The 22,961-nt window shown below is 63.4% G+C and carries 24 protein-coding genes, 3 tRNA genes and 1 pseudogene; 18 read left to right on the top strand and 10 right to left on the bottom strand.

Annotated elements, in window-relative coordinates; genetic code table 11:
- Positions 1 to 13 precede the first annotated feature (13 nt).
- The 3 genes and pseudogenes from ACUCV0_RS04115 to ACUCV0_RS04105 form a co-directional block, all read right to left on the bottom strand.
- Positions 14 to 1,876 (bottom strand): annotated as a pseudogene (locus ACUCV0_RS04115) (PAS domain-containing protein); the annotation flags it as partial.
- 144 nt (positions 1,877 to 2,020) lie between these two features.
- A complete protein-coding gene (locus ACUCV0_RS04110; protein WP_482212065.1) occupies positions 2,021 to 2,806 on the bottom strand; it encodes a sulfite exporter TauE/SafE family protein in 786 nt (261 codons plus the stop codon).
- Positions 2,807 to 2,924: 118 nt separating this feature from the next.
- Positions 2,925 to 3,287, bottom strand: coding sequence for a hypothetical protein (locus ACUCV0_RS04105; protein WP_271654595.1), 363 nt, complete (start codon positions 3,285 to 3,287; stop codon positions 2,925 to 2,927).
- A gap of 166 nt (positions 3,288 to 3,453) precedes the next feature.
- Between ACUCV0_RS04105 and ACUCV0_RS04100 the strand changes: the two genes are divergently transcribed.
- Together ACUCV0_RS04100 and ACUCV0_RS04095 are read left to right on the top strand one after the other, a co-directional pair.
- Positions 3,454 to 3,657, top strand: a complete 204-nt coding sequence (locus ACUCV0_RS04100) for a hypothetical protein (protein WP_482212064.1) — start codon at positions 3,454 to 3,456, stop codon at positions 3,655 to 3,657.
- A gap of 89 nt (positions 3,658 to 3,746) precedes the next feature.
- Complete coding sequence (locus tag ACUCV0_RS04095) at positions 3,747 to 3,875, top strand: hypothetical protein (protein WP_257721113.1); 129 nt, start codon at positions 3,747 to 3,749, stop codon at positions 3,873 to 3,875.
- 492 nt (positions 3,876 to 4,367) lie between these two features.
- Here ACUCV0_RS04095 and ACUCV0_RS04090 read toward each other — a convergent pair.
- The 3 genes from ACUCV0_RS04090 to ACUCV0_RS04080 all read right to left on the bottom strand — a co-directional run bounded on the left by ACUCV0_RS04090 (position 4,368) and on the right by ACUCV0_RS04080 (position 4,691).
- Positions 4,368 to 4,452, bottom strand: a tRNA-Leu gene (locus ACUCV0_RS04090).
- A 51-nt stretch (positions 4,453 to 4,503) separates the two neighbouring features.
- Positions 4,504 to 4,579: transfer RNA gene (locus ACUCV0_RS04085), tRNA-His, on the bottom strand.
- A gap of 35 nt (positions 4,580 to 4,614) precedes the next feature.
- Positions 4,615 to 4,691, bottom strand: a tRNA-Arg gene (locus ACUCV0_RS04080).
- A gap of 249 nt (positions 4,692 to 4,940) precedes the next feature.
- Here ACUCV0_RS04080 and folD point away from each other — a divergent pair.
- Positions 4,941 to 5,795, top strand: a complete 855-nt coding sequence (gene folD, locus ACUCV0_RS04075; protein WP_059314516.1) for a bifunctional methylenetetrahydrofolate dehydrogenase/methenyltetrahydrofolate cyclohydrolase FolD — start codon at positions 4,941 to 4,943, stop codon at positions 5,793 to 5,795.
- 44 nt (positions 5,796 to 5,839) lie between these two features.
- On the opposite strand, the gene ACUCV0_RS04070 is transcribed toward folD, so the two are convergent.
- Complete coding sequence (locus ACUCV0_RS04070; RefSeq protein WP_313647921.1) at positions 5,840 to 6,691, bottom strand: glycine betaine ABC transporter substrate-binding protein; 852 nt, start codon at positions 6,689 to 6,691, stop codon at positions 5,840 to 5,842.
- A 262-nt stretch (positions 6,692 to 6,953) separates the two neighbouring features.
- On the opposite strand from ACUCV0_RS04070, the gene ACUCV0_RS04065 reads away from it, so the two are divergent.
- Positions 6,954 to 8,264: an alpha/beta fold hydrolase family protein gene (locus ACUCV0_RS04065; protein WP_482212063.1), complete on the top strand. Its 1,311-nt coding sequence runs from the start codon at positions 6,954 to 6,956 to the stop codon at positions 8,262 to 8,264.
- Between the two features lie 97 nt (positions 8,265 to 8,361).
- Entirely contained in the window at positions 8,362 to 9,078 is a 717-nt protein-coding gene (locus ACUCV0_RS04060; protein ID WP_420480512.1) for an MlaA family lipoprotein, read from the top strand.
- Between the two features lie 3 nt (positions 9,079 to 9,081).
- Here the strand turns inward: ACUCV0_RS04060 and ACUCV0_RS04055 are convergent, their stop codons facing one another.
- Entirely contained in the window at positions 9,082 to 10,218 is a 1,137-nt protein-coding gene (locus ACUCV0_RS04055; protein WP_482212062.1) for a patatin-like phospholipase family protein, read from the bottom strand.
- Complete coding sequence (locus ACUCV0_RS04050) at positions 10,219 to 11,154, bottom strand: lipid A biosynthesis lauroyl acyltransferase (RefSeq protein WP_482212061.1); 936 nt, start codon at positions 11,152 to 11,154, stop codon at positions 10,219 to 10,221.
- A 151-nt stretch (positions 11,155 to 11,305) separates the two neighbouring features.
- Here ACUCV0_RS04050 and minC point away from each other — a divergent pair, with 151 nt between their 5' ends.
- The 7 genes from minC (at position 11,306) to ACUCV0_RS04015 (ending at position 16,593) form a co-directional block, all read left to right on the top strand.
- Positions 11,306 to 12,052 carry a septum site-determining protein MinC gene (gene minC / locus ACUCV0_RS04045; protein ID WP_059314510.1) on the top strand — a complete coding sequence of 249 codons (747 nt, stop codon included), beginning with the start codon at positions 11,306 to 11,308 and terminating at the stop codon, positions 12,050 to 12,052.
- A 134-nt stretch (positions 12,053 to 12,186) separates the two neighbouring features.
- The gene (minD, locus tag ACUCV0_RS04040) at positions 12,187 to 13,005 is read left to right on the top strand and encodes a septum site-determining protein MinD (protein WP_017642794.1); all 819 of its coding nucleotides are present in this window, start codon (positions 12,187 to 12,189) and stop codon (positions 13,003 to 13,005) included.
- Positions 13,002 to 13,256, top strand: coding sequence for a cell division topological specificity factor MinE (gene minE / locus ACUCV0_RS04035; RefSeq protein ID WP_017642793.1), 255 nt, complete (start codon positions 13,002 to 13,004; stop codon positions 13,254 to 13,256). The genes minD and minE overlap by 4 nt, the downstream gene beginning before the upstream one ends.
- Positions 13,257 to 13,309: 53 nt before the next feature.
- A complete protein-coding gene (locus tag ACUCV0_RS04030; RefSeq protein WP_271654589.1) occupies positions 13,310 to 14,008 on the top strand; it encodes an RluA family pseudouridine synthase in 699 nt (232 codons plus the stop codon).
- 46 nt (positions 14,009 to 14,054) lie between these two features.
- Positions 14,055 to 14,633, top strand: a complete 579-nt coding sequence (locus ACUCV0_RS04025; protein ID WP_059314508.1) for a class I SAM-dependent methyltransferase — start codon at positions 14,055 to 14,057, stop codon at positions 14,631 to 14,633.
- Between the two features lie 86 nt (positions 14,634 to 14,719).
- Positions 14,720 to 16,009, top strand: coding sequence for a M18 family aminopeptidase (locus tag ACUCV0_RS04020; RefSeq protein ID WP_482212060.1), 1,290 nt, complete (start codon positions 14,720 to 14,722; stop codon positions 16,007 to 16,009).
- Positions 16,003 to 16,593: an SIS domain-containing protein gene (locus tag ACUCV0_RS04015; protein WP_482212059.1), complete on the top strand. Its 591-nt coding sequence runs from the start codon at positions 16,003 to 16,005 to the stop codon at positions 16,591 to 16,593. Before ACUCV0_RS04020 ends, ACUCV0_RS04015 begins: the two co-directional genes overlap by 7 nt.
- On the opposite strand, the gene ACUCV0_RS04010 is transcribed toward ACUCV0_RS04015, so the two are convergent.
- Entirely contained in the window at positions 16,544 to 17,308 is a 765-nt protein-coding gene (locus tag ACUCV0_RS04010; RefSeq protein WP_482212058.1) for a UTRA domain-containing protein, read from the bottom strand. The genes ACUCV0_RS04015 and ACUCV0_RS04010 overlap by 50 nt on opposite strands.
- Before the next feature lie 182 nt (positions 17,309 to 17,490).
- Here ACUCV0_RS04010 and ACUCV0_RS04005 point away from each other — a divergent pair, with 182 nt between their 5' ends.
- The 6 genes from ACUCV0_RS04005 to ACUCV0_RS03980 are packed head-to-tail and all read left to right on the top strand — an operon-like array spanning position 17,491 to position 22,592.
- Entirely contained in the window at positions 17,491 to 18,552 is a 1,062-nt protein-coding gene (locus ACUCV0_RS04005; protein ID WP_313647906.1) for an ABC transporter substrate-binding protein, read from the top strand.
- A gap of 4 nt (positions 18,553 to 18,556) precedes the next feature.
- Positions 18,557 to 19,354 carry an alkaline phosphatase family protein gene (locus ACUCV0_RS04000; RefSeq protein WP_482212057.1) on the top strand — a complete coding sequence of 266 codons (798 nt, stop codon included), beginning with the start codon at positions 18,557 to 18,559 and terminating at the stop codon, positions 19,352 to 19,354.
- Entirely contained in the window at positions 19,351 to 20,184 is an 834-nt protein-coding gene (locus ACUCV0_RS03995; protein ID WP_059314503.1) for an ABC transporter permease, read from the top strand. Before ACUCV0_RS04000 ends, ACUCV0_RS03995 begins: the two co-directional genes overlap by 4 nt.
- Positions 20,171 to 20,956 (top strand): ABC transporter permease, encoded by a 786-nt coding sequence (locus ACUCV0_RS03990; protein WP_059314502.1) that lies wholly within the window; start codon positions 20,171 to 20,173, stop codon positions 20,954 to 20,956. The genes ACUCV0_RS03995 and ACUCV0_RS03990 overlap by 14 nt, the downstream gene beginning before the upstream one ends.
- The gene (locus ACUCV0_RS03985; RefSeq protein WP_482212056.1) at positions 20,953 to 21,942 is read left to right on the top strand and encodes an ABC transporter ATP-binding protein; all 990 of its coding nucleotides are present in this window, start codon (positions 20,953 to 20,955) and stop codon (positions 21,940 to 21,942) included. Before ACUCV0_RS03990 ends, ACUCV0_RS03985 begins: the two co-directional genes overlap by 4 nt.
- Complete coding sequence (locus ACUCV0_RS03980; RefSeq protein ID WP_482212055.1) at positions 21,939 to 22,592, top strand: HAD family hydrolase; 654 nt, start codon at positions 21,939 to 21,941, stop codon at positions 22,590 to 22,592. The genes ACUCV0_RS03985 and ACUCV0_RS03980 overlap by 4 nt, the downstream gene beginning before the upstream one ends.
- Positions 22,593 to 22,961: the final 369 nt, after the last annotated feature.

Below are 22,961 nucleotides of genomic sequence, written 5' to 3'. Positions count from 1 at the left end.
GCTGCTCCATCTCGACCTGACGGGTGATGTCGGTGGCGAACTTCACCACCTTGTGCACCTGCCCTTCGGCGTCGAAGATCGGGTTGTAGGTCGCCTGGATCCAGATCCGCTGACCGAACTTGCTCAGCCGCATGAAGCGCCCGCCGAACACCTCGCCCTGAGCCAGTCGCGCCCAGAACTCACGGTACTCGCTGGAAGCGACGTGCTCGGCTTCGCAGAAGAGCCGATGATGCTGGCCACGAATCTCTTCCAGGCGATAGCCGAGGGTAGCCAGGAAGTTGCGATTGGCATCGAGGATATTGCCGGTCAGGTCGAACTCGATCACCGCCTGGCCGCGATCGATGGCGGCCACCTTGCCGGCATAGTCGCTGTTGCGAATCTGACTCTCGGTGATGTCCACGGCGAACTTCACCACCTTGCACGGCTTGCCGTCGGCGTCGAAGATCGGGTTATAGGTGGCCTGGATCCAGATCTCCTCGCCACGACTGTTGCGCCGCTTGTACACCCCGGCATCGAATTCACCGCGCCCAAGCTTATCCCAGAACAACCGATACTCCGCCGAGCGGGCATAGTCGTCAGCGCAGAACAGGCGGTGATGCTTGCCCACTATCTCGTCGGCCTGGTAACCCAAGGCAAGCAGGAAGTTGCGGTTGGCGGTCAGCACCGTGCCGTCCAGCGAGAATTCGGCGATGGCCTGGGACCGGTCGATGGCCGCTACCTTGCCTTCGTAGTCGCTGTTGCGCAGCTGACTTTCGGTCACGTCACTGGCGAATTTGACGACCTTGTAGGGTTTGCCCTCGGCATCGAGGATGGGATTGTAGGTGGCCTGGATCCACACCTGACGCCCATCGCTGGCGCGGCGCTTGTACAAGCCGGCATCGAAGTCGCCGCGGCCGAGCTTTTCCCAGAACAGCCGATACCCCGGCGAGCGCGCATCATCCGGTTCGCAGAAGATCCGGTGATGCTTGCCACGCACCTCTTCCAGGCGATAGCCGAGTGCGGCGAGGAAATTTTCGTTGGCGTCGAGGATGGTGCCGTGCAGATCGAATTCGATCACCGCCTGGGCCCGATCAATGGCGGCCATCTTGCCTTCGAATTCGGCGGCCTGGAGTTGCGCGTCGGTCACGTCGGTGGCGAACTTCACCACCTTGTAGGGTCGGCCGTCGCTGTCGAGGATGGGATTGTAGGTGGCCTGGATCCAGATCGGTCGGCCATCGCGGCGGATACGCTTGTAGACGCCGGTATCGAAGGTGCCCTGGCCCAGTCGATTCCACAGCAGGGCATATTCCGGCGAGCGAGCGTAGTCGGCCGGGCACATCAGACTATGATGCCGCCCGCGCAGCTCATCCAGCGCGTAGCCGGTCATGTCGAGGAAGTTGTCGTTGGCCCAGAGCACGTTGCCCTGCAGATCGAATTCGATCACCGCCTGGGAGCGATGGATGGCTGCGATCTTGCCCTCGAACTCCACCGCCTGCAGCCGGGCTTCAGTGATATCGGTGGCGAACTTGATGATGCGCTGGGGTTTGCCCTCGGCATCCAGCAGCGGGTTATAGGTGGCGCGAATCCACACCAGGCTGCCGTCCTTGCGCTTGCGTCGATAGACGCCACTGCGGAACTCGCCACGACTCAGCGTCTCCCAGAACGCCTGGTAGTCTTCGCTCTCGGCCACTGCCGCCGGGCAGAACAGACGATGGTGGCGTCCGCTGATCTCATCCAGGCGATAACCGAAGGTCTCCAGGAAATTGCCGTTGGCATGCAGCACCGTCCCCTGCAGATCGAACTCGATCACCGCCAGGGAGCGATCCAGGGCCTGGCGCAGGGTGTGATAGGCGCTGGCATCATCGACGGTGGCAGAGGCGGTGAAAGCGGAAGACATGGGGGCAACTCCAGGAAGGGACTCGGCAATCAGGCTATCGGCAATTGCGATAACAATTTGAGTTCCGTCTATCCTAGAGAGGTTTTCGCTCAGCGGAGCGCCAGTAGTCGTCTGACGAATGACCCGTTTCGCTTGCAGCTGGTCTCACGCCACCAGCTTGGCGCCAATGAGCATCAGCATGATCGCGAGGCAAGGCCGCAGTACCTTGTCCGGCACCCGTCCGGAGAGATGACTGCCCATGAAGATGCCCGGTAGCGAACCCAGCAGCAGAAAGCCCAGCACGTGCCAGTCCAGATTGCCCAGGCCGGCATGACCGAGCCCCGCCACCAGGGTCAGGGGGACCGCATGGGCGATTTCGGTGCCGACCAGCCGCCGGGTCGCCATCAACGGATAGAGCAGAAAGAGCGCGACCGTGCCCAAGGCCCCGGCGCCAATGGAGGTCAGGGTCACCATGAAGCCCAGCACTGCGCCGGTCAGCACCGTCAGGGCGATGAGGCGACCGGCACTCAGGTGCAGTCTGTCGCCGGCATGGCGATTGGCGAAGGCAAAGATCTGCCGCTTGAACAGGATGGCCAGGGCCGTCAGCAACAGCACGATGCCCAGCGCCTGCTTGATCAGCGCATTGGTGGCGTGCTGATCGCCCGGCAAGAGCGCCAGGGCGAGTAGCGTCAGCAGCGCGGCCGGTACGCTGCCTGCGGCCAGCCAGCCGGTCACGGCCCAGTCGATGTTGCGATTGCGCTGATGGACGAAGACGCCACCGGCCTTGGTGATGGCGGCATAGAGCAGATCGGTACCCACCGCGGCGGCCGGGTTGATCCCGAACCAGAGCAGGATGGGCGTCATCAGGGAGCCGCCCCCTACCCCGGTCATGCCCACGATGAAGCCCACCACCAGCCCCGCGATCACGAAGCCTATTGCCCCTACTTCCATTACAGCCCCAATTGCCGTTGTCGGCTCATCTAGCGGCCGCACAGGATAACGACTCAGGTTATGCCGAGATATATTGAAAGAATCTTTGCTTATAACCCGTGGCGCTATGTCTGAGGGATCATCTTGGGCGATGCGCGTCCAGGTAGGCGGTGATCTCCGCATCGTCATAGCCCGCATGGCGAGCATGGGTCGCGACCGCGTCACGACAGGCAGGATCGCTGATGGTCGCCGGTATCGAGACGCCGCAGGGCGTCAACGAGGCTTGAGCGAGAAAGCTCTGCAGATCCTGCTTGTGCTCTTCGGCAACGGGATGGGTACCCGTGGTCGGTGCATGGGCTGCCACCGGCGGCGCCGTCGTCGCTACCACGGCCGGCTCGCTGCCAGTCGAATCGCTCTTGTGCGTGGTCGCCACGGCGGCCACTACCAGCAGACCGAAACCTGCCGTCAATACCAGCAGCTTGCGCGTCGAATTCCCGCTCATGATCCTTGCTTCCCTATAAAACTCTTACCGCTTCGGACATTGCCTTGTCTCAAAACGACGCAAGTCGAACTTTTAACCAATCGAGTCAGACAATATCTTTCCGACTTATGTTCAGTGGAAGCCGGCTCATGCCACACTCCGGGGCATCAGGAACCAGGAGCGGCTCATGCAGCAAAAGGATTTCATCGGCCCTCGATTACGCCAGCTCAGCGCGGACCTCTCGTTTGCCGATCAGTTGGCGGAAACCGCCCAGATCGACCTCAATGCCGATCTCAAGCGCCGGGTACGGGAAGACCTTGAACGCGCGCTACGTGAGGTCGGCCAGCTAAGCGAAGAACAGACGCTGTGGCTGAGTTGGGCCTCCAGCTGAGGTGCCCGGCCAGACGTCATCGCTGCGGCGTCGTCGCACTGTAACGGACGACTGATATCTAGGACGGGTATCTCTACCTGGAGCCTGGCATGAACTCGGACTACGAAATCAGTGACGACATCGCTCAGTGGGTCGGCAGCGTCTTGCTGACCCTGGTGCTGCTCAGTGGCGGCGCCATCGGCGGTACGCTCTTCCTGCTGAGCGAGACCCTTGCCTGACCGTCTGTCGCCTGGCGTCTTCAGCTACCAGGCACAGCGAGTCCGTCGTTGACCCGACGCTCGCCTGCCCGCACGCGCCCTGTCCGCCAGTGATCCGCCTGCAACTTGCATTGATTGCCCGGCGCGCTACTCTCGAAAGGTGGCAATAACTATTAGTGCACACAGCGAGAGGCCGGATCATGCGAACCCAACTGACCCGCTCGATCACCCTGTTCGACGACCCGCACCCGTACGCGGCCGTGAGGGACAGCTCACCAGCGCCCACAGGCGTACGCCTAGCCAGCGGCTTCCGCCAGAAATGGACCGGGGCCCTGCTGTTTGGCACCACCTTTGGCCTCGCCCTCTGCGCGCCTCTGCTCCGGCACCTCCACTAACCACCCAAGGCTGGAAACAGCGGCGCTGGCGGCTGCGCACCTCAAGGCACCGGCCGCCGCTCGAATTCCAGACACAAAAAAACCGGCACTGGGCCGGCTTTCTGCTTTGCATCTTGATTGGTGCGGACGGAGAGACTCGAACTCTCACACCTTGCGGCGCCAGAACCTAAATCTGGTGTGTCTACCAATTCCACCACGTCCGCGAGACGCTTGAAAGACGAACGCCAGACACGAGGTCTGGCGTTCGCTGAATATGGGGTGGACGATGGGAATCGAACCCACGACACCAGGAGCCACAATCCTGTGCTCTACCAACTGAGCTACGCCCACCATATCTTACATGCTTGCCGTCGCCGAACCGCCAATGGCGCGCCCGGCAGGACTCGAACCTGCGACCATCCGCTTAGAAGGCGGATGCTCTATCCAGCTGAGCTACGGGCGCCTGTTACGGCAGCTGCCCTAGCAGAGACTTCCTTGGTGAGAAGTCTCTTGCCTGGCCCTTGTCAGTGACTTGGGCTGTGCTCGGCAAGCGGGGCGAATGTTATAAAGCTCGCGGCACCCCGTCAACTAATTTTTTAAAAATTTTTAAGCAGAAAGAATGAGTTAGCCGTCACCCGAGGCTTCTCTGTTGCCAGTGGGCCCGTCCATGCGAAAATAGCCGACCCTTTTCCGTCACCACCAGAAACCGCCCATGACCGCCCAACTGATCGACGGCAAGTCCATTGCCGCCCGCCTGCGCCAGGATATTGCCCAGCGAGTCTCTCAACGTCGTAGCGCCGGACTGCGCGCCCCTGGCCTCGCCGTCATCCTGGTCGGCGACGATCCCGCCTCGCGCGTCTATGTGGCGCACAAACGCAAGGATTGCGAAGAGGTAGGCTTCGACTCCTATGCCCATGACCTGCCTGCCAGCACCAGCCAGGCGGAGCTGGAAGCCCTGATCGACCGTCTCAATGACGACACCAGCGTCGATGGCATCCTCCTGCAGCTGCCTCTCCCCGCCCACCTGGATGCCACCACGCTGCTCGAACGCATCCGCACCGACAAGGACGTGGACGGCTTCCACCCCTATAACCTGGGCCGTCTGGCGCAGCGCAACCCCCAGCTGCGACCCTGCACGCCCAAGGGCATCATGACCCTGCTGCACAGCACCGGTGTCGACCTCTATGGTCTGGATGCGGTGGTAGTCGGCGCTTCCAACATAGTTGGTCGCCCCATGGCGCTGGAATTGCTGCTGGCCGGCTGCACCGCCACGGTCACCCACAGATTCACCCGCTCCCTCGAACATCATGTCAGCCAGGCCGACCTGGTAGTGGTGGCCGTGGGCAAGCCGGGGTTGGTCAAGGGCGAATGGATCAAGCCCGGTGCCATCGTCATCGACGTCGGCATCAATCGCCAGGCCGACGGCCGTCTGGTTGGCGACGTGGAGTACGAAAGCGCGCGCGAACGTGCCAGCTGGATCACCCCGGTACCGGGCGGAGTCGGCCCCATGACGCGGGCTTGCCTGCTGGAAAACACCCTGTACGCTGCCGAACAGCTGCACAGCTAAAAAAAAACGGGCCCCGCGGGGCCCGTTCTTCATTCGGCTACGTCTCAGGGCAGCCAGGACTTCACGCGATCCGGGTGCTTGGCCAGCCAGGCCTTGGCGGCCTCTTCCGGCTTCTGGCCTTCTTCGACCGCCAGCATCACCTCGTTCACCTCACCCGGCTGCCAGGCAAACTTCTTCAGGAAGTCCCAGACCGGCTTGGCCTTGGCTTCCAGCGCGGGGTTGGCCACGGTATCGACATGCTCGGAGCCGCCGAATACGCCCTTGGGATCTTCCAGGAACTTGAGTTTCCACTTGGCGAACATCCAGTGCGGCACCCAACCGGTCACCACGACGGCCTTCTGGTCCTTCTCGGCGCGGGTCAGCTCGGCGATCATGCCGCTGCCCGAACTGGCCACGAGCTTGTAATCCAGGCCGTAGTCCTTGATCGCCTGATCGGCCTTGATCATGACCCCGGCACCGGCGTCGATACCGATGATACGGCCGCCGAAGTCGGCTTTCTGCGCCTGCAGATCGGCGATGCTGTTGGCCTTGACGTATTCCGGCACGATCAAACCGATCTTGGCGTCGGGGGTGTTGACGTTCAGATCGACCACCTGGTCTTTCATCTTCTCGTAGTAGGCGCCGTGGGTGACCGGCAACCAGGCGGAGAGCATGGCGTCGAGTTTGCCGCGAGCGACGCCCTGCCACATGATGCCGGCGGCAACCGGCATGAGCTTGACTTCATAGCCCAGATTCTGGCGGATCACTTCAGCTGCGGTGTGGGTGGTTGCCACGCTGTCGGCCCAGCCATCGACATAGCCGATGGTGATTTCGGGCTTGGCCGCCTGGGCCAGGCCCATGGCGGTGGTGAGCGCAACACCGAGTCCTATTCCCAACAGTTTCTTCACCATGCTCATGCAGCAGTCCTCTCGCTATGGAATTCGGGCGGTTGCCCCATACCCATCATTCGGGCAATGCAAGATGGCCACTACCGCCTGGACGACCTACATAGACCGGTTAGCGACAAGAGCCGCACTTTTCACGACATCGGTTGTCGCTTGACGCGGACCATGGACCGCTCTGTAATCAACGCCTCGCAGAAACCTTCCCCTGTCGATGCAACCTATCGGCGGGCCGTTGTCTTACCTACGCTCTCAGCCCTCTGAAAGGACTCTGTCCATGCGTTTTACGTTGCGCGTCGCCGCCCTGCTGGGCGCGCTGTTTTCCAGTCTCTGCGGTACCGCGCAGGCGGCAGCCGAAGTGGATGCCGCCACCTATGGCTATCCCCTGGTCAATCCTTTCGAGGCCACCATTGTCACCACGCCGGAAAAATTCCGGCCGGAGCTGCCGCCCGAAAGCACCATCGACCAGGATGACTACAGCATCAACCTGCGTCCGGAACGGGAATATCAGCTGCCTGGCAACTTCTGGCCAGTCAAGAAATTCCACTACCGCCTCGCTCGCCAGGACCATCCGGCGCCGCTGATTTTCCTCATCGCCGGCACTGGCGCCAACTATTCCTCCAGCACCCAGGAATACCTGAAGCGGCTCTATTACGCCGCCGGCTACCACGTGGTGCAGCTGTCCTCGCCCACCAGCTGGGACTTCATGGTATCGGTCTCGCGGACCGCTACCCCGGGCTACACCCCGCATGACGCCGAGGATCTCTATCGCGCCATGCAGGCGGTACGTGCCCAGCATCCCAAGCTGCCGGTTACCGATTACTACCTGACCGGCTACAGCCTGGGTGGCCTGGATGCGGCCTTCGTCTCCTACCTCGACGAGAGCCAGCGCAGCTTCAATTTCAAGAAGGTGCTGATGGTGAATCCCCCGGTCAATCTGCTGACCTCGGTGCGCAACCTCGATCGCCTGGTACAGACCGAAGTGAAGGGCGTGACCAACAACCGCACCTTCTACGAACTCATCCTGGCGAAGCTGACCCGCTACTTCCAGGAAAAGGGTTATGTCGACTTCAATGACGCCGTGGTGCGCGACTTCCAGCGTTCGCCAGAGCGCCTGAGCAACGAAGAACTGGCCATGCTGATCGGCTCGTCCTTTCGCTTCTCGGCAGCAGACATCGCCTTCACCTCCGACCTGATCAATCGTCGCGGTCTGATCACCCCGCCGACCTACCCCATCACCGAAGGCACCAGCCTGACGCGCTTCTTCGCCCGCTCGCTGCAGTGCGATTTCGACTGCTACATGACCGAGCAGGTGATGCCGTTCTGGCAGAAGAACTTCAAGGGGCAGAACCTTGACGATCTGGCGCGCAAATCCAGTCTGACGGCCCTTGAGGACTACTTGAAGAGCAGCACCAAGATCGGCGTCATGCATAATGCCGACGACATCATTCTCGGCCCGGGCGACCTCGGTTTCCTGCGCAAGACCTTTGGCGATCGCTTGACCGTCTACCCCCACGGCGGCCATTGCGGCAATCTCAACTACCGCGTCAATGCGAACGCCATGCTGGAGTTCTTCGCCCGTGGTTAAGTCCCTGCTCGCTCTTCTTCTGCTGGCCAGTGCCTCGGTCTTCGCTGCCGAATCGAGCCCGTTGCCCTCCTCCTCGCTGACCATCGGCTCGGACACCATGCCGGCCGCACCGGTCGGGGCCGACGGTTTCAGCAATCCGCTCTCGACGCTCAAGTACAACTCGGGACTGGACCAACGCGAATTCGAACGAGCTTCCCTGGTCGCCCTGGACGTCTACGATCCGCTCGAATCCTGGAACCGCCACGTCTATCACTTCAACTACCGACTGGATGAGTGGGTACTGCTACCAGTGGTCAATGGCTACCGCTGGATCACGCCGCGCTTCGTCCGCTCCGGCGTGAGCAACTTCTTCAGCAACCTGGGTGACGTCAACAACCTGCTCAACAGTGTCCTGCAGTTCAAGGGCCGTCGTGCCCTGGACACCACTGGCCGGCTGCTGCTCAACACCACCATCGGGGTGTTCGGCCTCTGGGATCCGGCCACCAAGGTGGGCCTCATCAAGCAGCCGGAAGACTTTGGCCAGACCCTGGGCTTCTACGGAGTCGGCAATGGTCCCTACCTGATGCTGCCGATCCTCGGTCCGTCCAACCTGCGCGATACCGGCGGGCTGGCGGTGGATTTCGCTGCGGAGAGTCAGGTGAACTTCCTCAACGTCAACGACGAGAGCAGTCGCCATCCGGAGATCATGGTGTTGCGTGGTATCAACCTGAGATACGTCACCGACATGAGATACGGCCAGCTGAATTCGCCGTTCGAGTACGAGAAGATCCGCTACTTCTACACCAAGGCGCGTGAACTGCAGATCGCCGAGTAAGCGTCAGCCCCCGGCGAGAAAGCTGTGGAGTTCCGGTAAGCGGGCTTGGGCATCGGCCCGGCCCAGCGCCATGAGCTCCTGGCAGTAGGCCGACTCGAACAGCAGATAACTCAGCAAGGCGCTGCCGGAAGGCCGGTTCACGCCGACGCCCCGCAGCAACTGCCGCAATGCTGGCGGCAGGCGTTTGCGGTGGCGGGTGGCGATGTCGGCAAGAGGCTGGCTTGGCGAGATCACCAGCATTTCCACCGGGCGGCAGAAGCGCCCGGTGACCGGATCACCGGCCGGCAGGGCGCTGCTGAGCAGATTGAGTCGCCGCAGGGTTTCGGTATCGCTATCGAGGGCATCGACGAAGGTACTGTTGAGCAGATGCCCACCGATCTGCGCCACCGAGGGCGGCCGCCCCTGCAGACCTAGCTCGTTACCACCCGGGGCACCGAGCCCTATCACCAGGATTCGATCCGCCCCCAGATGCAGCGCCGGACTGATGGGTGCGGTCTGCCTGACCGAACCGTCCCCGAGATATTCGCGACCCACCTTGACCGGCGGAAAGAACAACGGAATGGCCGTACTGGCCAGCAGGTGATCGACCGCCAGCCGCGCCGGTACCCCGACCCGGCGATGGCGGAACCAGGGATCGAGCGTGCCATGGCCCTGGTAGAAGGTCATGGCCTGACCCGAGGCATAGCCAAAGGCGGTGACCGCCACCGCCCGCAAGGCGCGCTGGCGCAGGGCGGCGGTGATGCCGGAGAAATCCAGTTCGCGGCTGAGCAGCGCCCGTAGCGGCGCGTTGTCGAGCAAGGCCAGTGGTTCTTGCCGCCAGGCGCCGAACACCGTCTGCAGGCCGAAACGCGCGGCCTGGCGTGTCGCTCCACCCCAGTCGCTGCGATAGATCATCCCGGTTTCCAGCCCTGACCACACCGCTGCCAGGCGTGCTACCGCGCGACCGAAATCCAAAGCGCCGCAGGCCAGTACCGCCGCATTGAGGGCACCAGCCGAGGTACCGACGAGGATGGGAAAGGGATTGTTCGCCGGGGCGCTCAGGGTGTCTGCCACCACCTGCAGCACACCGACCTGGTAAGCCGCGCGGGCACCGCCGCCGGCCAGGATCAGCCCGGTACGCTGCTCGGCGGCGCCACTCATCTAGCGCTTCTTCTTGGGATACAGCTTGGGCTCGCCGGGCGGGCGGGTCTTGAAGCGCCGATGGGCCCAGAGGTATTGCTCCGGCAGCTGGCCGACGCACCGCTCGACCCACCGATTGATGCGCAGGCAATCGGCTTCCTCGCTCTCGCCAGGAAAGTCGGCCAGGGGCGGATGGACGACCAGCCGGTAGCCCGAGCCATCCGCCAGGCGCTCCTGGGTGAAGGGCAGCACCCGCGCCCGTCCTAGCCGCGCGAACTTGGTGGTGGCCGTGACGGTGGCCGCAGGAATGCCGAACAGGGGCACGAACAGGCTCTGCTTGGCGCCATAGTCTTGGTCGGGCGCATACCAGATCGCCCGCCCGGCCCGCAGCACCTTGAGCATGGCACGGACGTCTTCGCGCTCAATGGCAGTGGCGTCCAGGTTGTGACGCTCGCGACCGCGGCGCTGAATGAAGTCGAACACCGGATTCTTGTGCTGGCGGTACATGCCGTCGATGGTATGCCGCTGCCCGAGAAGCGCCGCGCCGATTTCCAGAGTGGTGAAATGCAGTGCCATGAGGATGACGCCCTGCCCGTCGCGCTGGGCGGCCTGCAGATGCTCGATGCCCTCGATATGGGCCAGCCGGGCCAGGCGCTGACGCGGCCACCACCAGCTCATGGCCATTTCCAGCAGGGCCATGGCGCTGCTGGCGAAGTTGCGGCGTAGCAGCCGATCGCGTGCCCGCTCGTCGAGCTGGGGAAAACAGAGCTCCAGGTTTCGACGGGCAATGGCCCGCCGCTGACCAGCGACGTGATAGAAGATCCAGCCAAGCCCTTGGGCGAGGCGCAGCAGCGCGGCATAGGGCAATTGGACCAGCAGCCAGAGCAGGCCAAGCCCCAGCCAGAGCGGCCAATACCGTGGATTGAGAAAGGCGAGGCGGAAAGACGGCCGCTCCATCGGAACTCCTGCATGAAAAAGTCGCGCCATTCTACAGGCCTCGCGCAGATTTCCCGTAGCCTTCACAGTCACGGCCCCCGTCGCCCGACGAGGGTTGCGACACGCAGGGCATCCCGCTATAAGTCCCGCCATCCAAGCACAAGTATCCACTATGACCGCAGCCGATCCTTCCGAAAGCGACTCCGTCTTCCAGCTCAAGGGCAACATGCTCGCCGTGACCGTGCTGGAGCTTCTCCGCAACGACCTGGGGCGCCTGGACCGGCAACTGGCCCAGAAAGTCGCTCAGGCACCCAATTTCTTCCAGGAAACACCGCTGGTGCTCGGCCTGGACAAGCTCGCCGACGATGCCGGTCCGCTCGACCTGGGCGCCCTCCTCGACCTTTGCCGCCGCCATGGCCTGCGCACCCTGGCCCTGCGTGCCAGCCGCAGCGGGGACCTGGCCGCCGCCAACGACTACGACCTGCCGATCCTGCCGCCCAGCTCCGGCGGTCGTGAGCGCCAGGTCGATCCGCGTGACCGCGAGCCGGTCAAGCCAGCCGAACCTGTCGTACCGCCCGCCCCGGCGATCAATCCGACCAAGATCATCACCGCGCCGGTGCGCGGCGGGGTGCAGCTCTATGCCCCGGCCGGCGATCTGGTGGTGCTGGCGCCGGTCAGCCCCGGCGCGGAATTGCTCGCCGACGGCAACATCCACGTCTACGGCCCCATGCGTGGCCGTGCCCTGGCTGGCGTCAAAGGTGATACAAAAGCGCGGATTTTCTGCCAGCAGCTGACCGCGGAACTGCTGTCCATCGCCGGCCAGTACAAGGTCGCCGAAGACCTGCGACGCCATCCGCAATGGGGCAATCCGGTACAGGTCGCTTTGGTGGGAGATGTGTTGAACATCACCCGCCTTTAACGGATAATTTCGCGAATTTTTCGCAATTGGCGCCTAAACCGCCAAGGGCAATACGAAGCGCGACACTGCCTGCAATCTCGTCACCGAGGGCACCGAGTCGCTTCAGTTATTACTTTCGATCAAGGTGAATCAGTTTGGCCAAAGTACTCGTAGTCACCTCCGGCAAGGGCGGCGTCGGCAAGACCACCAGCAGCGCTGCCATCGGTACCGGTCTCGCTCTGCGCGGCCACAAGACCGTCATCGTCGACTTCGACGTTGGCCTGCGTAACCTCGACCTGATCATGGGTTGCGAGCGCCGGGTGGTATATGACTTCGTCAACGTGATCAACAACGAAGCCACCCTGAGCCAGGCCCTGATCAAGGACAAGCGTCTCGAAAACCTGTTCGTGCTGGCTGCCAGCCAGACCCGCGACAAGGACGCCCTGACCCAGGACGGCGTCGAGCGCGTGATCAACGAACTCAAGCAGACCTTCGACTTCATCGTCTGCGACTCCCCCGCCGGGATCGAGAAGGGTGCCCACCTGGCGATGTACTTCGCCGACGAGGCCATCGTGGTCACCAACCCCGAGGTCTCCTCGGTGCGTGACTCCGACCGCATGCTCGGCCTGCTGGCCAGCAAATCGCGCCGCGCCGAAAAGGGCGAGGAAGCCATCAAGGAGCACCTGCTGCTGACCCGCTACAACCCCGAGCGAGTCACCAAGGGCGAGATGCTTGGCGTCGAGGACGTGGAAGAGATCCTGTCCATTCGCCTGCTCGGCGTGATCCCCGAATCCCAGGCGGTGCTCAAGGCCTCGAACCAGGGCATTCCGGTGATTCTCGACGAACAGAGCGACGCCGGTCAGGCTTACAGTGATACCGTGGAGCGACTGCTCGGCAAGGAAGTGGCCTATCGCTTCCTCGACGTGAAGAAGAAAGGCTTCCTGCAACGTCTGTTCGGGGGTGGTGCCGAATGAACATCTTCGACTTCTTTCGCGACCGGAAGAAGCAGAACAGCGCTTCGATAGCCAAGGAACGGCTACAGATCATCGTGGCCCACGAGCGTGGTCGCCACGAGCAGCCGGACTATCTGCCGCAGTTGCAGAAGGACCTGCTGGAAGTGATCCGCAAGTACGTTCCCATCGAGCAGGACCAGATCCAGGTAGAGCTGGAAAACCAGGGCAGCTGCTCCATCCTCGAACTCAACATCACCCTGCCCGACCGCTAACGCGAATCAGGCAGGACAGCGGCGGCCCCAGGGCCGCCGTTGGCGTTTAAGCCATGTCGAATTCCTGGCATCTGCCAAGCGGACGCAGGATTCGAAGCCAGGCCTCTAGGAATCCCATGCCTCTCTCCAACATCCGCATCATTCACCAGGACGACGCCCTGCTGGTGGTCGACAAGCCCACTCTGCTGCTGTCGGTCCCTGGTCGCGCCGAAGACAACCGCGACTGCCTGGTGACCCGTCTGCAGGAAAATGGCTATCCCGAGGCGCGCATCGTCCACCGCCTGGACTGGGAAACCTCCGGTGTCATCGTGCTGGCGCGGGATGCCGACAGTCATCGCGAACTGTCGCGGCAGTTCCATGATCGCGAGACGGAAAAAGCCTACACCGCCCTGTGCTGGGGCGAGCCGGACGCCAACAGCGGCCGCATCGAATTACCGCTGCGCTACGACCCGCCGACCAAGCCGCGCCACGTGGTGGATCATGAACTGGGACGTCACGCCCTGACCTTCTGGCAGGTGCTGGAGCGCCACGGTCATTACAGCCGGGTGGAGCTCACCCCTATCACTGGGCGGTCGCATCAGCTGCGGGTCCATATGCTGAGCATCGGGCACCCACTGCTGGGCGATCAGCTCTATGCCCAGGGCGATGCCCTTTCCGCCCAACCGCGCCTTTGCCTGCACGCCAGCCTGCTGGCACTGACCCATCCCGTCTCGGGCGAGCGCATGAGCTTCACCAGTCCTGCCCCCTTCTGACACCCGCTGTCACTGGCATACTGGGCGCTCACCTGAGGAGCGCCCCATGTCCCCCTGGACGTCCTATTACACTGCCACCGCCAACGGCGGTCCGCGCGAGACCCTGTTGCAGGCGCTGGCCAGCTGGACCGCCCCACCCGGGATCGCACTGGACCTGGGCTGCGGCACCGGCCGCGATACCTTCGTCCTGCTGGAACAAGGCTGGCAGGTGCACGCCGTGGATGCCGAGGCCGAAGCCCTGGGCCTACTGCGGCAGCGAATATCGGATTCGTGGCAGGCACGTCTGGAAACCCGGCAGGCGCAACTCGAAACCGTCGAGCTCCCACGCGGCGACCTCATCAATGCCAGCTTCGCCCTGCCCTTTTGCGAACCGGCGCGCTTCCCTGACCTCTGGGCACGGATCAGCGCCGCGGTGCGCCCGGGCGGTCTCTTCTGCGGTCAACTGTTCGGTGAACGGGACAGCTGGGCCAGCAAGGGCGTGACGGTCGTAAAGGCCGCCGAACTGCAGCAGCTGCTGCACGGCTGGGAGGTCCTCCTGCAGCTTGAAGAGGAAGAGGACGGCCACACCCCAATCGGGCGGCCCAAGCACTGGCACATTCACCATCTGGTCCTGCGGCGACGCTGAGCGACCTGCTCTCGGCGCCTGGGCGCTGCGCTCGACTCCCCCGGGTCCAGAACCTAGACTGGACGCCTTGTCGTCCGGAGTCGTCCATGCGTACCGATCAGATCCAAGGCCTCATCGATTTTCTCGCCAGCTCTCCTACCCCCTTCCATGCTACCGCCAGCCTCGCCAGCCGCCTCGAAGCGGCCGGCTATAAGCGCCTGGACGAGCGCGAAAGCTGGTCCGTGCAACCGGGTGGACGCTACTACGTCACCCGCAACGACTCCTCCCTGATCGCCGTGCGCCTGGGCAGCCAGCCGCTGGAGCGCGGTCTGCGCCTGGTTGGCGCCCATACCGACAGCCCCTGTCTCAAGGTCAAGCCGCAGCCGGAGTTGCAGCGGCAGGGCTTCTGGCAACTGGGAGTCGAGGTCTATGGCGGCATGCTCATGGCGCCCTGGTTCGACCGCGACCTGTCGCTGGCCGGACGGGTGACCTTCCGCACCGGGGGCCGGGTCCGAAGTCGACTGGTTGATTTCCGCAAGCCGCTGGCGATCATTCCCAACCTGGCCATCCACCTCAACCGCGAGGCCAACCAGGGCTGGGCCATCAACGCCCAGAACGAACTGCCGCCGATCCTGGCGCAGGTCCCTGCCGGCGAACGCCGTGACTTCCGCGCCCTGCTAGCCGCTCGCTTGAAGCAGGAGCACGGCATTGATGATGCCGAGGTGCTGGATTTCGAGCTGAGCTTCTATGACGTTCAACCTGCCGCCCTCATCGGCCTGGACGACGACTTCATCGCGGCAGCCCGCCTGGACAACCTTCTATCGTGCCATGCCGGCCTCGAGGCCCTGCTGGCGAGCGAAGGTGACGAGAATGCCGTGCTGGTCTGCACCGATCACGAGGAAGTAGGTTCCACCTCCTGTTGCGGCGCCGACGGTCCCTTCCTGGAGCAGGTACTGCAACGCCTATTGCCCGCAGGAGACGCCTTCACGCGTACCCTGCAGCGCTCCCTGCTGATCTCGGCCGACAATGCCCATGGCGTACACCCCAACTATGCCGACAAGCACGATGGCAACCACGGCCCGCGACTGAACGCCGGCCCGGTGATCAAGGTGAATGCCAACCAGCGCTACGCCACCAGCAGCGAAACCGCCGCCTTCTTCCGCGACCTCTGCCAGCGCGAAGAGGTACCGGTGCAGAGCTTCGTGGTGCGCAGCGACATGGGTTGCGGCTCCACCATCGGCCCCATCACCGCCGGCCAGCTGGGGGTGCGCACCGTGGACATCGGCCTGCCCACCTTCGCCATGCACTCCATCCGTGAACTCGCCGGCAGCCGCGACCTGGGTTACCTGATCAAGGTGCTGACGGCCTTCTATGCGAGCAGCGAACTGCCATGCTAGAGACAGTCCGGCATAGCCTAACCGAGGCAAGGGATGCGCTTGACGCTTTGCTCAACGACCAGTCCACTCTAGAGAAAATTTCGGCAGCGGGAACGCTACTAGGAGCGAGCTTCGCCAACGGCGGCAAGGCATTTTCCTGCGGCAATGGCGGGTCGATGTGCGATGCCATGCATTTCGCTGAGGAGCTGACGGGCCGCTTTCGCGGGGATCGCCCGGCCATCGCCGCTATGGCCATTTCAGACGCTAGTCATATCACCTGCGTTGCCAATGACTACGGCTATGAACAGGTTTTCTCGCGCTATCTGGAGGCTCACGGACGCTCAGGGGACGTGCTGATCGCGCTAAGCACCAGCGGCAGTAGTCCTAACGTCCTGCGTGCGGCTAAAGTCGCCCGTGATTTAGGGATAGCGGTAGTAACTCTCACGGGCCGTCGCGACTCCCCACTGGAGGCCATTGCAGACATCACTATCTGTACACCCGGCGGCAAATTCGCCGATCGCGTGCAGGAGCTGCACATCAAAGTCCTTCATATCCTTATCGAGCTAATAGAGCAGAACCTCCGCCTGAAGGCACCTCGACCCTGACCTGGATGGCGTCGTGACGCCAGAATTCCAGGTCGCAGTCGATCAGCCTTCCCTGCTGGTCATGGTTGATGCGGGTGATGTGCAGTGCCGGACTGCCCTGGGCCACCCGCAGGGCCTGGGCGGCCTCCGGCAGCAGCGCCGTGGGCAGGATCTCGAAACGCACCTCGCCGTAGCGGATGTCATAGCGATCGCGGTACAGCTCGGTGAGGGAGCGCCGCAGATCGTGCTCCAGCAAGCCCGGGAAATAGGCGGCATTGAGGTAGTGCTCGACATAGAGCACCAGCCGGCCATCGATGCGCCTTACCCGCCGGATCTGATAGACGCTGGACAGCGCCGGCAACTCCAGCAGGCGACAGACCTCCGCGGACGCCAGCAGCTGTCGCGCCGCTAATACTTCCGTAGCCGGTCGGCGACCCTGGGCTTCGACCATGGCGTGAAAATGAGTGCGCGCCAGGGGGTTATAGGCCAGGCGCGGCGGCGCGACGAACCAGCCACGGCGCTCCTCGCGGTAGATCAGGCCCAGGGCTTCCAGCTGTAGCAAGGCCTCGCGCAGGGTGATGCGGGTGGTGGCGAAGAGTTCGCTCAGCTGGCGCTCGGACGGCAACCGCTCCATGGCCGGCAGCAAGCCATGGGCGATCTGCTCCTGCAGCGCCCGGCGGATGGCGCCCGCACCGGGCGCGCTTTTTTGGACTAGACCAGTTTCGGATTGGTGCACCCGGAGCGCCTCGACTAGGGTTTGCCAGGAGACTAAGACGGCCACATGACCGCTTGGTGACGACTGCAGCCCCTGTGCCAGCGCCGGAACAAGGCGTATTGCCATCAAATCGTCATACCGGGGTCCTAGATTGGCCTGTGTCTTGCTGACCTAGACCAAGCCCTAACACCTGGAGCGCCCGTATGACCCGTCTGCTTGCTTCCTTGTTGGCCACAGCCGTTGCGGTACAGGCCGGTACCGCCTTCGCCGATACCGCCGATCTCAAAACTCTCGAAGCCGCTGCCCGCAAGGAAGGCGAGGTGAACAGCGTCGGCATGCCCGATACCTGGGCGAACTGGAAAGGGACCTGGCAGGATCTTGCGCAAAAGTACGGGCTCAAGCATCAGGACACCGACATGAGCTCCGCCCAGGAAATCGCCAAGTTCGCCGCCGAAGGCGAGAACGCCTCCGCCGACATCGGTGACGTTGGTGCTTCCTTCGGCCCCATCGCCGTGCAGAAGGGCGTTACCCAGCCCTACAAGCCGAGCACCTGGGACCAGGTGCCGAGCTGGGCCAAGGACAGCGACGGGCACTGGGCGCTGGCCTACACCGGCACCATCGCCTTCATCGTCAACAAGCAGACCGTCAAGGACGTGCCTCACTCCTGGGCTGACCTGCTCAAGGGCAACTACAAGGTCACCATCGGTGACGTAAGTGCCGCCTCCCAGGCGGTGAGCGGCGTGCTGGCCGCAGCCTACGCCAACGGCGGCGACGAAAAGAACATCAAGCCGGCGCTGGATTTCTTCGCCAAGCTGGCCAAGCAGGGCCGCCTGTCCTTCACCAACCCGGTGGTGGCCAACATCGAGAAAGGCGAGGTAGAGGTGGGCGTGGTCTGGGACTTCAATGCCCTGAACTACCGGGACCAGATCGACCGCTCGCGCTTCGAGGTGCTGATCCCTTCCGACGGCTCGGTGACCTCCGGCTACACCACCATCATCAACAAGTACGCCAAGCACCCCAATGCCGCCAAGCTGGCCCGTGAGTACATCTTCTCCGACGCGGGCCAGATCAACCTGGCCGAGGGCTATGCCCGACCGATCCGCGCCGAGCACCTGACCTTGCCGGCGGACGTCCAGGCCAAGCTGCTGCCCCAGGCGCAATACGCCAAGGCGCGCCCCATCACCGACGCCAAGGCCTGGGAAGAGACTTCCAAGCGCCTGCCACGGCTCTGGCAGGAACACGTCCTGATCAACATGCAGCAGTGACATCATGAAGGTCATCCTAGTCGTGCTGGACGGACTCGCCCTGAGGGTCGCCGAACACGGACTCGGCTTCCTTCAGGCGCTGTGCCTGGCCGGCCGGGGTTACCTCTACCGCCTGGAGTGCGAGTTGCCTTCGCTTTCCCGGCCGCTCTACGAATGCCTGCTCACCGGGGTGCCACCGGTGAGCAGCGGCATCGTCCACAACGGGGTCAGTCGGCTTTCGACAGAGACCAGCCTGTTCCATCTGGCGCAGGCTGCCGGTCTCACCACCGCGGCGGCGGCTTACCACTGGGTCAGCGAACTCTACAATCGCAGCCCCTTCGAGCCGGGCCGGGACAGGCACGTCAGCGACAGCAGCCTGCCGATCCAGTACGGCCACTTCTACTACGCCGACCACTACCCGGATTCCCACCTGTTCGACGACGCCGAGCACCTGCGCCTCGCCCATGCCCCGGACATCCTGCTGGTGCATCCGATGAACATCGACGACGCGGGCCACAAGCACGGTCTCTCCAGCCCCGAATACCGCAATGCCGCGCGCCGCGCCGATGGCCTGTTGTCACACTATCTGCCTGCCTGGCTCGATGCTGGCTACCAGGTGCTGGTGACTGCCGATCACGGCATGAACGACGACCGTAGCCATGGCGGGACGCTACCGGAAGAACGCGAGGTTCCGCTGTTCGTGTTCGGCGAAGGCTTCTCCCTGGGCGAGGCCACGCCGCGGCAGGTGGAGATCTGCGGAACGGTGTGCAGCTTGCTGGGCCTGGCTCACGACAAGCCATTGTGCCGGGAGCTGCTGGCATGAAGCGGCCCTGGCTCGCCCTGCTGTTGATTCTGCCGTTCCTGCTGGTGTTCGGCGCCTTCCAACTGGCGCCCCTGGCCTGGATCGCCTTCAACAGCTTCAACTCCAGCGAAAGCGGCTGGGGCCTGGGCAACTACGGCGAGATTCTTAGCTCGCCCTTCTACCTGCAGGCCATCCGCTTCTCCCTGGAAATCTCGCTCTGGTCCAGCGTCTGCGGCCTGCTCATCGCGCTGCTCGGCGCCTATTCGCTGACCCGCGTGGACTCGCGACTGCGTGGCTTCGTGGTGGCCTTCACCAACATGACCAGCAACTTCGCCGGGGTACCGCTGGCCTTCGCCTTCATCATCCTGCTGGGCATCAACGGCTGCCTGACCCTGGCACTCAAGCAACTGGGGCTAATGGAAAGCTTCAACCTCTACACCAAGGGCGGCCTGATCCTCATCTACACCTACTTCCAGATTCCCCTGGGCGTGTTGCTGCTGTTCCCGGCCTTCGAGGCCCTGAAGCAGGACTGGCGCGATGCGGCGGCACTGCTTGGCGCCGGCACCTGGCAATACTGGCGGCACATCGGCCTGCCGGTGCTCAGTCCGGCGCTGGTGGGCACCTTCATCATCCTGCTGGCCAATGCCCTGGGCGCCTACGCCACCGTCTACGCCCTCACCGTCGGCAACTTCAACGTGGTGCCGGTGCGCATCGCCGCCCTGGTCTCCGGCGATATCTATCTGGAACCCAACCTGGCCGCGGCGCTGGCCATGCTGCTGGTGGCCTTCATGACCCTGATCACCCTCGTCCACCAGTGGCTGCTGCGGCGGAGTCGTCATGTCCAGAGCTGAGCGCCTCTATCATCGCCTGGTGGTCTGGCTGCTGTTCCTGATCCTGTTCGCGCCCCTGGCCGCGACGCTGGTCTATTCCCTCGCCACCCAGTGGTCGGCGACCCTGCTGCCGGCCGGCTTCACGTTCAAATGGTACCTGCAGCTGTGGAGCGATCCGCGCTTTCTCGCCGCCTTCGGCCGCTCCCTCGCAATCTGCTTTGGCGCCCTGGCGCTGTCCTGCGTGCTGATCCTGCCCGCCATGTTCGCCATCGCCTACCACTTCCCGCGGCTGGATGCGCTGATGAACGTGCTGATCCTGCTGCCCTTCGCGGTACCTCCGGTGGTCTCGGCGGTGGGGCTGCTGCAACTCTATGCCGGGGGCCCACTGCCGCTGACCGGCACGCCCTGGATTCTGGTGTTCTGCTATTTCACCATTGCCCTTCCCTTCATGTACCGGGCCATCAGCAACAACCTCCAGGCGCTCAACCTGCGAGACCTGATGGACGCCGCCCACCTGCTCGGCGCCAGTTCCTGGCGCGCGGCCCTGCTGGTGGTGCTGCCCAATCTGCGCACCGGACTGATGGTGGCGCTGTTCCTGTCCTTCTCCTTTCTCATCGGTGAATTCGTCTTCGCCAACCTGCTGGTGGGGACGCGCTACGAGACGTTGCAGATCTACCTCTACAACCTGCGCAACGGCAGCGGCCACCTCACCAGCGCCCTGGTCATCTCCTACTTCTTCGCGGTGCTGCTGATGACCTGGATCGCCAATCGCCTGAATCGGGAGCGGACATGAGCTATCTCGCGGTCAAGGGACTGCACAAGCGCTACGGCGCCAACACCCTGTTCACCGACATCGAGTTCCACGCCGAACAGGGCGAACTCGTCACCCTCCTCGGACCCTCCGGCTGCGGCAAGTCCACCCTGCTGCGCTGCCTGGCCGGTCTTACCGAGGTCGACCGCGGTGCCATCGTGCTGGCTGGCCAGGACATCACCAAGCTGCCACCGCAACGTCGCGGCATCGCCATGGTGTTCCAGAGCTACGCCCTGTTCCCCAACATGACCGTGGAGCAGAACGTCGCCTTCGGCCTGCGCATGCAACGGCTGGCGCGCGACGAAGTTCGCGAGCGGGTCCTGGAGGCGCTGACGCTGGTGGAACTGGAAGGCTTCGCCGCGCGTTATCCGCACCAGCTTTCCGGTGGGCAATGCCAACGTGTGGCGCTGGCACGCTCGCTGATCGTGCGACCGCGCCTGCTGCTCCTGGACGAACCGCTCTCGGCGCTGGATGCGCGTATCCGCCGCCACCTGCGCGAGCAGATCCGCGCCATTCAGCAGGAGCTGGGGCTGACCACGGTGTTCGTCACCCATGACCAGGAAGAGGCCCTCACCCTGTCCGATCGCATCGTGCTGATGCGCGAGGGGCGCATCGTCCAGAGCGGCGATGCCGAGACGCTCTACACCGCACCGGTGGATGCCTTCGCCGCCGGCTTCATTGGCAACTACAACCTGCTCAGTGCCGATCAGGCCAGCCGGCTGTTCGGTCAGACCTTCCAGGGACAGGTCGCCATTCGTCCCGAGGCCATTCGCCTGGGCATCCCCGGTGGCTTTGCCGGACGTATCGTCGGCCACAGCCTGCTGGGCAACGTGATCCGCTACCGGGTCGCCACCGAAGCCTGCGAACTCAATGTCGATGTGCTCAACCACGGTCCGACGGCCTTGCAGCCGAACGGTACAGCCGTCACCCTGACCGTCGAATCCGACAGCCTGAGAGAAGTGGCATGACCCTGGCGATTTTCGATCTCGACGAAACCCTTATCGATGGTGACTGCTCCAGTCTTTGGAGCCAGCAGATGGGCGTGCTCGGCTGGGTCGACCGCGAGTCCTTCGTACGACGCGACACCGAGCTGATGACCGCCTACGCCCAAGGCGAACTGGCCATGGAGGAATACATGGCCTTCCACCTCGAACCCTTGGTAGGCCGTACGCCCGAGGAAGTGGATTTCGAGGTCGGGCCCTGGGTCGAGGACGTCATCGAACCCCTGATCTTCAGCGATGCCATGAAGTGCATCGCCGCGCACCGCGCTGCCGGCGACCGGGTGATGATCGTCTCGGCTTCCGGAGTGCATCTGGTGGAGCCCATCGCCGAGCGGCTGGGGGTGGAAGAGGTACTGGCCATCGACTTGCAGGTCAGCCATGGCGTCTACAGCGGCCAGGTGGAAGGCGTCATGACCTACCGTGAAGGCAAGCTGACACGCCTGCTGGAAGCCCTGGACGGTAACCGCAGTCTGCTGACCAATGCCAGCTTCTATTCCGACTCGCGCAACGACCTGCCGCTGCTCGAAGCGGTCGGCAAACCGCATGTGGTGAATCCGGATCCGGTGTTGCGCGAAAGAGCCGAACAGGCCGGCTGGCCGATCCTTAGCTGGCGGTAGGTCTAACGGGTAGGGTGGATAACGGCGCAGCCTTATCCACGAATCCGGCGTGCCGAAGACATAGTGGAAAACGCGGCGCGGTTTTCCACGCTACGAGATATCGCGGCCATGGGCCGCTACTACAAAGGCGTAAATCTCGTAGGGTGGATAACGGCGCCGCCTTATCCACGAGTCTGGCGCGCCGAAGGCATAGTGGAAAATGCGGCCCGGTTTTCCAGGCTACGAGATATCGCGGCCATGGGCCGCTCCTACAAGGGCTTGGATTTCGTAGGGTGGATAACAGCGCAGCCTTATCCACGAATCCGGCGTGCCGAATGCATAGTGGAAAATGCGACGCGGTTTTCCACGCTACGAGATATCGCGGCCATG

This window comes from Pseudomonas sp. VMV1, assembly GCF_056790235.1.
This window is presented reverse-complemented; position numbering and strand designations above follow the sequence as displayed.

What these genes read in the sequence shown, in the direction of transcription:
- ACUCV0_RS04110 (WP_482212065.1), bottom strand. Translation starts at nt 2,806, where the DNA reads ATGGAAGTAGGGGCAATAGGCTTCGTGATCGCGGGGCTGGTGGTGGGC.
- ACUCV0_RS04105 (WP_271654595.1), bottom strand. Translation starts at nt 3,287, where the DNA reads ATGAGCGGGAATTCGACGCGCAAGCTGCTGGTATTGACGGCAGGTTTC.
- ACUCV0_RS04100 (WP_482212064.1), top strand. Translation starts at nt 3,454, where the DNA reads ATGCAGCAAAAGGATTTCATCGGCCCTCGATTACGCCAGCTCAGCGCG.
- ACUCV0_RS04095 (WP_257721113.1), top strand. Translation starts at nt 3,747, where the DNA reads ATGAACTCGGACTACGAAATCAGTGACGACATCGCTCAGTGGGTCGGC.
- folD (WP_059314516.1), top strand. Translation starts at nt 4,941, where the DNA reads ATGACCGCCCAACTGATCGACGGCAAGTCCATTGCCGCCCGCCTGCGC.
- ACUCV0_RS04070 (WP_313647921.1), bottom strand. Translation starts at nt 6,691, where the DNA reads ATGAGCATGGTGAAGAAACTGTTGGGAATAGGACTCGGTGTTGCGCTC.
- ACUCV0_RS04065 (WP_482212063.1), top strand. Translation starts at nt 6,954, where the DNA reads ATGCGTTTTACGTTGCGCGTCGCCGCCCTGCTGGGCGCGCTGTTTTCC.
- ACUCV0_RS04060 (WP_420480512.1), top strand. Translation starts at nt 8,362, where the DNA reads ATGCCGGCCGCACCGGTCGGGGCCGACGGTTTCAGCAATCCGCTCTCG.
- ACUCV0_RS04055 (WP_482212062.1), bottom strand. Translation starts at nt 10,218, where the DNA reads ATGAGTGGCGCCGCCGAGCAGCGTACCGGGCTGATCCTGGCCGGCGGC.
- ACUCV0_RS04050 (WP_482212061.1), bottom strand. Translation starts at nt 11,154, where the DNA reads ATGGAGCGGCCGTCTTTCCGCCTCGCCTTTCTCAATCCACGGTATTGG.
- minC (WP_059314510.1), top strand. Translation starts at nt 11,306, where the DNA reads ATGACCGCAGCCGATCCTTCCGAAAGCGACTCCGTCTTCCAGCTCAAG.
- minE (WP_017642793.1), top strand. Translation starts at nt 13,002, where the DNA reads ATGAACATCTTCGACTTCTTTCGCGACCGGAAGAAGCAGAACAGCGCT.
- ACUCV0_RS04030 (WP_271654589.1), top strand. Translation starts at nt 13,310, where the DNA reads ATGTCGAATTCCTGGCATCTGCCAAGCGGACGCAGGATTCGAAGCCAG.
- ACUCV0_RS04025 (WP_059314508.1), top strand. Translation starts at nt 14,055, where the DNA reads ATGTCCCCCTGGACGTCCTATTACACTGCCACCGCCAACGGCGGTCCG.
- ACUCV0_RS04020 (WP_482212060.1), top strand. Translation starts at nt 14,720, where the DNA reads ATGCGTACCGATCAGATCCAAGGCCTCATCGATTTTCTCGCCAGCTCT.
- ACUCV0_RS04015 (WP_482212059.1), top strand. Translation starts at nt 16,003, where the DNA reads ATGCTAGAGACAGTCCGGCATAGCCTAACCGAGGCAAGGGATGCGCTT.
- ACUCV0_RS04005 (WP_313647906.1), top strand. Translation starts at nt 17,491, where the DNA reads ATGACCCGTCTGCTTGCTTCCTTGTTGGCCACAGCCGTTGCGGTACAG.
- ACUCV0_RS04000 (WP_482212057.1), top strand. Translation starts at nt 18,557, where the DNA reads ATGAAGGTCATCCTAGTCGTGCTGGACGGACTCGCCCTGAGGGTCGCC.
- ACUCV0_RS03995 (WP_059314503.1), top strand. Translation starts at nt 19,351, where the DNA reads ATGAAGCGGCCCTGGCTCGCCCTGCTGTTGATTCTGCCGTTCCTGCTG.
- ACUCV0_RS03990 (WP_059314502.1), top strand. Translation starts at nt 20,171, where the DNA reads ATGTCCAGAGCTGAGCGCCTCTATCATCGCCTGGTGGTCTGGCTGCTG.
- ACUCV0_RS03985 (WP_482212056.1), top strand. Translation starts at nt 20,953, where the DNA reads ATGAGCTATCTCGCGGTCAAGGGACTGCACAAGCGCTACGGCGCCAAC.
- ACUCV0_RS03980 (WP_482212055.1), top strand. Translation starts at nt 21,939, where the DNA reads ATGACCCTGGCGATTTTCGATCTCGACGAAACCCTTATCGATGGTGAC.